This window comes from Pseudomonas sp. P179, assembly GCF_000478485.2.
In the GTDB taxonomy this organism is placed as follows: Bacteria; Pseudomonadota; Gammaproteobacteria; order Pseudomonadales; family Pseudomonadaceae; genus Pseudomonas; species Pseudomonas aeruginosa.
This window is the reverse complement of record NZ_KI517358.1, coordinates 33,546-41,716: the sequence shown is the minus strand read 5'-3', so window position 1 is coordinate 41,716 and position 8,171 is coordinate 33,546. Positions and strand designations below refer to the sequence as shown.

The 8,171-nt window shown below is 56.0% G+C and carries 9 protein-coding genes; all 9 read left to right on the top strand.

Features of this window, described 5'->3' with window-relative positions:
• The coding region (locus HMPREF1224_RS45735; protein WP_010794344.1) for a hypothetical protein at nucleotides 1–339 on the top strand (339 nt) is incomplete at its 5' end.
• Between the two features lie 10 nt (nucleotides 340–349).
• Nucleotides 350–1,513, top strand: coding sequence for a type II secretion system F family protein (locus HMPREF1224_RS42995; RefSeq protein ID WP_010794343.1), 1,164 nt, complete (start codon nucleotides 350–352; stop codon nucleotides 1,511–1,513).
• 8 nt (nucleotides 1,514–1,521) lie between these two features.
• On the top strand, nucleotides 1,522–2,037 hold the full coding sequence (locus HMPREF1224_RS42990) for a type II secretion system protein (protein ID WP_021263643.1): 516 nt from the start codon (nucleotides 1,522–1,524) through the stop codon (nucleotides 2,035–2,037).
• The gene (locus tag HMPREF1224_RS42985; RefSeq protein ID WP_228757906.1) at nucleotides 2,018–3,037 is read left to right on the top strand and encodes a type II secretion system protein; all 1,020 of its coding nucleotides are present in this window, start codon (nucleotides 2,018–2,020) and stop codon (nucleotides 3,035–3,037) included. The genes HMPREF1224_RS42990 and HMPREF1224_RS42985 overlap by 20 nt, the downstream gene beginning before the upstream one ends.
• A 113-nt stretch (nucleotides 3,038–3,150) precedes the next feature.
• Complete coding sequence (locus HMPREF1224_RS42980; protein WP_031628701.1) at nucleotides 3,151–4,233, top strand: radical SAM protein; 1,083 nt, start codon at nucleotides 3,151–3,153, stop codon at nucleotides 4,231–4,233.
• On the top strand, nucleotides 4,233–5,375 hold the full coding sequence (locus tag HMPREF1224_RS42975) for a radical SAM/SPASM domain-containing protein (protein ID WP_010794339.1): 1,143 nt from the start codon (nucleotides 4,233–4,235) through the stop codon (nucleotides 5,373–5,375). Before HMPREF1224_RS42980 ends, HMPREF1224_RS42975 begins: the two co-directional genes overlap by 1 nt.
• On the top strand, nucleotides 5,372–6,490 hold the full coding sequence (locus HMPREF1224_RS42970) for a radical SAM protein (protein ID WP_010794338.1): 1,119 nt from the start codon (nucleotides 5,372–5,374) through the stop codon (nucleotides 6,488–6,490). The genes HMPREF1224_RS42975 and HMPREF1224_RS42970 overlap by 4 nt, the downstream gene beginning before the upstream one ends.
• A gap of 37 nt (nucleotides 6,491–6,527) precedes the next feature.
• The gene (locus HMPREF1224_RS42965; RefSeq protein WP_010792555.1) at nucleotides 6,528–6,902 is read left to right on the top strand and encodes a hypothetical protein; all 375 of its coding nucleotides are present in this window, start codon (nucleotides 6,528–6,530) and stop codon (nucleotides 6,900–6,902) included.
• 11 nt (nucleotides 6,903–6,913) lie between these two features.
• Nucleotides 6,914–8,158 (top strand): hypothetical protein, encoded by a 1,245-nt coding sequence (locus HMPREF1224_RS42960; RefSeq protein WP_010794337.1) that lies wholly within the window; start codon nucleotides 6,914–6,916, stop codon nucleotides 8,156–8,158.
• Nucleotides 8,159–8,171: the final 13 nt, after the last annotated feature.

Genomic DNA, 8,171 nt, shown 5'->3' with positions numbered 1-8,171 from the left:
GAAGACTCCAAGCTGAGCACTGCGATCACTCAGCTGCAGAAAGACTTCCCCGGTGCAATCGCCCGGCAGGTGAGCCGCACCAACACTTGCAGCACGACCACCATCACTGCAGCCAAGCTGAAGGAACGCGGCTTGCCCGACCTGACAGTCTGGAACACAGCCTGGAGCGTTGATGCTGTCACCAGCAACCAGGTGACCATCAGCTACACCATAGACAGCACTGACACCAATGCTGCTGCTGACCTCGCAACAGCATTGAACCAAAGCAACAACATCGTGAAGAACTCCGCAACCGCGACCGGTAACACCAAAGTGACCGTGGCGTACCGCTGCAACTAAGGGATTGGCCATGGCCTACTACCAACTGAAGTATCTAGGTGAATCGGGTGGTGTGGTTTCCGTCGGTGTTGAGGCGGAAACAAAAGAGCAGGCCATTGCCATGTCCGGCATCCCCGAGTCGGTCATCCATAGCGTTGCTGTTGACCACCTCGGGGGTATCAAATCGGCCTTGTTCGACAAGAAGTTTCCCCTTGTCGAGCAGGTCCTCATGTTGTCAGCCATTGCTTCAAAAATTTCTTCAGGCAAGACCTTCGGTAAGGCGGTCCAGGAGTCAGTGGACTACAAAGCACTGAAGATCACATTTGCTCAAATCGACTCCTGTCAAACCCCAAAAGAATACTTGTCGCTTCTTCGATTCGACGAGACCGCGGTCCTTCTGGCTGAGGCCGGGGACAAGACAGGGCGATTGCCTGATGCTCTGAACAGGGCATCCAAAGCAATCGCAGAACGTCTGGCAGCGAAGAAAGAGTTCTCTGCTCTGATGAAGAAAGCCATGATCAACGCATGCTTTGGTCTTGGCTTCATCATCGGCATTCCGCTATGGGCAGGTGGAACTATCCACGACTTCATCCATGTACAGCGCCTCGACCTGCAGCTCAACTCCCTGAGCCAGCTGATCTTGCTTCTGCACACTGTCTATACCCAGTATCTCTACGTCCTGCTTGGAATCGCTGCCGGGATCTATGTGTTCCGTGCTCGGGTATGGGAAATGGTGAGGAACCTGCCAGGTTTCTCGTTTCTCAATGAGAGAAACAAGGTGCGGATGGGCCTGGAGTTTGTTCAGACTTATCAGCTACTGCTCAGCAGTGGCTTTACTAACCCCCAAAGTTTCAAGTTCATGATGCAACGCTCGCGGGGCCGCGCACATGCTCTCTATCAAGAAGCTCACGCACGCCTCGTCGAGGGCCGTGAGCTATCCGATGTTTTCGACAACCCCGAGTGGCCACCCCTGATTACTCAGAACCTCCAGGGTTTCGACAACCAGTCACCAGCTGGCCGAGACAACGTGCTGAGCAATATGGCTGATGCTCTTAAGGCGTACTACCTACGGCATTCGGAGAAGGTAGCCCAGATGTCATCGGTCATCGGTTTCTCAATGATGCTCCTGACCATCATGATGTTCGCGATCGGCTTTTATCTGCCCATCATTAACCTCGCGTCGGCCATGCGATGACTGTGGCTATGGTTCGTTCCCGCGGCTTCACCCTCATCGAGCTGGCAGTCTGCTTGGCAATCGTCGCAGTCATGACGGTCGCGCTCCTTCCAGGCGCGATGGAGAAGTATCAGCAGGGAAAAATCAATTCCTCGATTGAGCAGGCCAAGAACCTGATTCCTGTGTGCGAGATTGCGCGGACAAAAGCAGTGTCCTCCACCGTCGGGGCGAACCTTAAGGTTACCCATACATATGGATCACTGACCAACTGGTCGAAAACAGCGGATCTTCAGAACCTGCTGAGTGCCGATTACCGCCTGCCAGCTACCAACCCTCTTGGCTCAAACATCCTCGTTAAGTTCGACTCGCAGCGCTGCTACATAGCCGTAGATCTGCCCTTCAAGGAAAACAACTACGGTGGTTACATCACAGAGAACGTCGGGACAAACACCCGGATTATCATCACAACCAGGCCGACGCAGAGCTCCTCTTCCGCCTGGGTGTCTTATCAGAAGCGAATCCTCCATGAAGAAACGACGCGCTAATTCCCAGGCCTCGATGAGAGGCTTCACGCTGATTGAATTGGCGATAGTGCTGGCCGTGATGGCTATGATTGCTGTCTATGCCACACCCAGGTACATGGAGCAGCTCAACCAGAAGCGTGCAATCCTGACTGCGCAAGAAACTCAGTCTTTTCTGGACGCTGCACGCTCATACCGCATGCAGAATGGCTCGTGGCCAGGCCAAGCAAGCAACTGTGCAAATGCCAAAAGCGTGCTTGAGAGCACCTCTCCACCAACACTTGCCGGCATCAGCGCAACCAACAAGTACAACCAGGCAGTTACCCCAGCTTGCAATGCAAACACTTTCTCGATCACCCAAAGCATTGCTCAAGACTGGGATGGTGTAGTTGCGAACAACCTGCCTGGGACAGTGATCAGCAATGCAGCGACGTACACCATTCGCTCAACGATCGGGATTCCAGGCAGTGAGCCCGCACTAAACTCTAAGCTGTCTCGAGTCTACACCGGTGACCCTGAGATGAATCGGATGCGCACCCCGTTGTTGCTTGGGAGCAATTCGATCAACGAAGTTTCGAACATGTATCTGAACAACGGTGGTGCGGATGCTCGAGTAAAAACGGATGCTGGGCGCTTGATCCTCAGCACTCCCTATGGCGGCGAGGTGGCCATCGAGAATGGGACCAACCTTTCGGTTGAAAACGTAACCCTTCGTCAACGGGGGAACGCCAACCTCATCGATCTGCTGCCGAATTTCGTGCAGAAGGGAACCTACCTTGTCCGACACAGCGACGGAGTTATAAAGCCTGCGTGCCCGGGCGGAGGATCTGCAAGAGCATCTCTGCGCCCAGGAACAATGCGTGGTGGCTGGCAGGAGGGAGAGGTAAACCACGGGGCCTTCGGCTACGAGTACAAACTCCTCGACTACGGTAGCTACTGGATCGTTTCGACGAACATCATTGGCTCTGAGGTAGAGCGGAACAACCTTCAGTCGCTTGTCGACGTCTACTGCTATTACCCCTAATGCCATATTCAGTCGTTATCGCTAAGCCAACCAAAAACTGCAACGCGGACTGCACCTACTGCTCTGCGCCCCCTGACGGCGAGGGCAGCTGGTCGCTTGATGATTTCAAGCGGATGTTTGATCGCCTGCAGCCATCGTTCACACCAAATATCGACTGGATCTGGCATGGCGGCGAGCCAATGCTCATGGGCCCCGATTTCTTCGAAGCGTGCGCTGAGTACGCATTGGCTCAGCATGGTGGCGTTCACTTTGCAATCCAAACCAACCTTCTGGGGTACAAGTCCGATCGTTGGAAGCGAGTGTTCTCGGAAATCTTTGAGGGCCGGGTCTCTACAAGTTTCGACCCTTACAAGAAATACCGAACGGTTAAAGGCTCCGCTGAGACGTATGACCGTCTGTTCTGGCGAGCAATGGACCAGGTAATCGCCGACGACTTTCGACCGCTCGTAATCGGCGTTTACGACGAAGGGGCGGCCACGGCCGCAATGGACATGTATGAGCGAGCCCTCTCATATGGCTCGGCTGGATTCGACATCCGGTTCAACTACGCCTACCCCGCTGGTCGTGCCAGGGAGGCGGGCATGCTCATTGACCCTGCGACCTATGGGCAGATGCTTGTCGATCTCTACGACCGCTGGATCGATGAAGTACCGGTTTTCCGCATCACGCCGCTGGACTTGATGCTGCAGAAGGTGGCTGGCTACAAGAGCATGCTCTGCCCCTGGACCAAGTCCTGTGGAGGTCGGTTCCTGACCATCGACCCTGACGGCTCGGTGTACAACTGCAGCGAATTCAGCGATTTCGGCGACAAGCGCTTTCGCTTCGGCAACATCCTTACCGGTGAGGTGCAGGAAGCGAAACCGGTTGAGGTTAAGTTCTACTCGGGTGCCGACATCGCCCCCGCGCTGACCGCATCACCTGCCTCCCGAGAAATCATGGGGCGAGCAGTCAACCTTCCACCAGACTGCAAGACGTGCCCGCACTTCACCGAATGCGAGGGCGGCTGTGCCCGCGATGCGGTGCTCTTCGAAAAAGGGATGGGGGGCAAGTTCGGCTATTGCCAGAGCTGGAAGATGGTTTTCAATCGTCTCAAGCAGTCGGTTGTGACTGGTGAGGCTGACCGCATTCTCTACAAGCTCGGCATCACTCCCGATAGCGCCCGCGCGCGACTCTCCGCATACGGGTGGGTGAACTAATGCTTCAGGTCTATCTCAAGCCAACAAACTTCTGCAACGTAGGTTGCGACTTCTGCTACCTCCCAGAGGATGTGCGGGCCAATAAGTCCCGTATGTCGGAGGCTACCCTCCAGGACAGCTTGGATCTGATCCGCAACCTGGCCGAGCGGGAGGGGCACGACCGAGTCTCCATCCTGTACCACGGAGGCGAGCCGCTAAGTATGAGTGCCGGGGTACTCATGGATCTCTCGGACAAGGTGCGGCGCGGCCTCTCCGGAATTGAAATTCAGGAAGCCATCCAGACCTCGCTCATTCCACTGCGTCGTTCACACATCCCATTTTTGCAGGAGCGGTGTGATGGCTTCGTCGGCTCCTCTATCGACTTCAGCGGCCGCACCATACAGGGCTCCAATAGCAAGTACATCGATCTGTGGCTCGAGAAGGTCCACCTGGCCCGCTCCCATAGTCTTCACGTGGGCCCAATCATGGTGCCGACGCGCAATGAGCTTGCTCGAGTAGCGGAGATCTATGGGTGGTTCAAGGAACACGGGTTCACCCATTTCAACATCGAGCGGTACAACCCCTACGGGGCCGACGCAGACCGTCCAAGCAACAAGGAACACAGCGATTTTCTGAGCGACCTGTTCGATGTGTCGATAGAAGACTTACGACGGACCGGTTCCTGCGTAACAAACAATGCCGTGGCAGCAGCCATTGGTGGGGTATTGCACAACCAACCCGGCGAGCGCTGGGGCGGAACCTGCCAGCGCGACTTTCTAGTGATTAATCCCGACGGGGCGCTCAACACCTGCCCGGATCGGATGGAGTACGAGACGGACCTTTGGCCAAAGGTCCAGGACGGCATCGATGCCTTCCAATCCAGCCCTGAACGACTGGGCTGGATCAAGGTTCAACACATCGACCACATCGAGAATCACTGCCGTAAGTGCGAGTTCCGGTCGTGGTGCAAGAGCGGCTGCCCAATCACCGATCACCAGGTTCATACCGGTGCAGGGGAGTGTGCCGGCTATCGATCACACCTAGCGAAAGTCAAAGAGTTTGTTGCCAACGAGGAGGGGCGCCGATTTGCTACCGGCTACCTGTCCGCGGCAGGCGCGCTGCCCTTTGACCCGTACACCATCGGGCTGGAGCGCATCGCATGAGCAAGGGGGCACCCGACTTCGATCACATGATCTATGTGCGGCTCATCGAGGCATGCAATCTCCACTGCCAACACTGTTTCATCCCCAACAATCCGAAGCGGATGGACTGGAAAAATATCGAGCAGATTCCGACGAAGGTCCGCTCTTTTGCTCGACCAGGCCAGGTCCTGCTGTTCCAGCTCCACGGGGGGGAGCCAACGCTGGTTGGTCAGGAGTTCATGCGCAAAACAGTTGTGTTTTTGAAGACTGAACTGTCCGAGTTCGACGTGCGTTTCTCGCTTCAGACGAACTTGATGACCTTCGACCTACGTTGGGCTGAGCTCTATCACGAGTTCTTTGATGGCATTGTCGGGGTGTCCTGGGACCCGGAGATCCGCCTTCTAAGGGCTGGACGTCCCGAATCGAACGAGCAGTTCGAAAATAAGTTCTGGGCCAACATCCACGCACTCCAAAGCCTTCAGCTGACACCGTACATGGTCATCACGGTGACCAAACCACTGATCAACAGGTTCAGGAACCCAACTGACCTCATTGACTTCCTTCTCGAGCGCGGAATTTCACTGGCCCACTTTGAGAGGCTGACCAGAACTGGATATGCGATAACCAACTGGGATTGGCTCGGAGTCACGAACCGCGACTACAGCATGTGGACTGGACGCTTTGCCATGGCCTACAGCCGCTTCATGTCTCAGCAGCGGGAAGGTCGGCAGGAACTGAACATCTCTCCGCTGGATGGGCTTATCGCCAGCGTGGAACGACTGCGCCGCGGTGAGAGAGGAGGTTACGGGTGTCTCTCCGGCGCTTGTGATACTCGATTCCATACGTTCGACCAGAACGGCTATTACTCCGCCTGTACTGCGTTGACCTCGGAGCGGGATAACCGGAATGCGGTTGGAGTGGCAGTGGTGGAGCACACCCAGCTTGAGGCTGCCCGAGTGGAGCGTCAAATGGACTGCACTACCTGCCAGTTCAAGCCTATTTGTAGCTCAGGTTGTATGGCCACGCCCCGAATGGACGAGAGCCAGGAGTGTGCAGGGGGATACATGACGTTCAGGCTTCTGAATGACCACATCGCAACCAGAGACAACCCCGGATTGATAGCAATCGCTGGGTAAGAATCTGCCCTTTGGGCAAGTAGAAATGGAGGGGAAGATGAAGCAGTTCACCGGCAATCGAGTCATGGTCGCAATCGCGGTCAGCGCCTTGACCGCCAGCGCTTACGCCGAAACTCACAAGTCATTCACTGTGGAGCAGTCGACTGAAGATCTCGCTGCAGACAAGGAAATCGCCCGTCTGCGCGCCATCCTGGAGATGAACCCGATCAAGCCTATGGTTGAACAACACCAGAAGGTGTTGAGCGAGATCGTGGTGGGCAACATGGTGGGCGGCATCGACAACATGCTGCTGGCGGCCACAGCCACAGCAAAAGATATGGACTCCACCCGGATCGGCGACTGGGGTTATTGCCATAACGCTTGTCATGGTGCCTGCCACGGCGCGTGCCATGGCTCGCGTGGCTGGCGCTGATTGGGGGTTCCATGACAGTTCAAGTTGGAATGAGAGTTTCGGACCTTGAAGGGATCTTCCTTGCACAGTCCAGCCATCTTCAGACTTCGCCCGAGCACGAGATCAAGCGGGACGTTTCGTACTTCAACATAGAGTGCGACACGACGCTCAAGCGCATCCCTCGCGATGCCTGTCACTTGGGCTTGCGCGCGCAGAGTCACCCAGACTCACCGGACCTTCCCAGCGACGACTTCACGTTCAGCTTGATCTTGGCTGCCGGCAGTCTCAATTCGGTGTCGATCGACATCCCTTACGATTGCTCCGTATCGCCCGACGAATTGCTGATGCACGCTGAATCCTCGGGTTTCAACATCAACCTGCTCCCGCCAGGGCACACCACCGTCGTCGACGAGAAAGTGGAACGCTACTGCGAGGTACTCCGTACCTACGGAAGGATGTGGCTTTCCTCGCCTCAATCGAATATCCGTGTCGCGCCAATCGATGGCTACCTCGAATACCTTTTCGGTGTGGCGGCAGGGCACATTCCGGCATCCATCTCGACCGACGAGATGATGAATACCTTATTCACCGATGGCATGCCTGAAGTGGTTATGGAGCACGTGAAAGTCGTAATTCACGACGTCATCATGGAGCACTTTGGGACTGAGGATGCTTTCAATGAGATCCTCGAAAAGGTGGCCAAGGCAATTCACCTCAAGCAAGCGCAGTTCCGTGACTCCCGAGCGCGCATCCTGGAGGAGGAACTCGACCTACGAACTCCTCTGCCCAATCTCATTCGGATGGTGAGCAAGTCCACGGGGCTTAGCCTTTCCAACGCAGCCGGCATGCTGTACGAGCTGAAGCACGGCGTCCACACGGTATTGGATAAGTATCTACCACCGGATGAGCCCGCGGTTGAAGGGCAGGCTACCCCTCCGGTGAATACCCGCCAGGCCAAACTCGCCAATGCTTTAGGTGCTGCATTTGCTGCAGCATTCGGTATCGATGAGATGGACGAGGCATGGGCAGGCGTTGAGTCCACCCTGCAGGTGCAAGAACGCATCAACCTCGATCACGGAACTGTTCAACCTGGTTCCGTTGCGTCGCGCATAGCCGTGGCGATGGATGTTGAGCCGAAGATTGCAGCGCTGGCCACTGGTGAGTTCCTTTCCATGATTCGAGCAGTTCTTGAGGCTGGAAACCATGTGAGCCCGCCTCCGCCTTCATCACCCAAACCAGTACCTGCACCCGCCAGCGGACTCATCGCTGTCGGCTGATCGGTCCCTCATC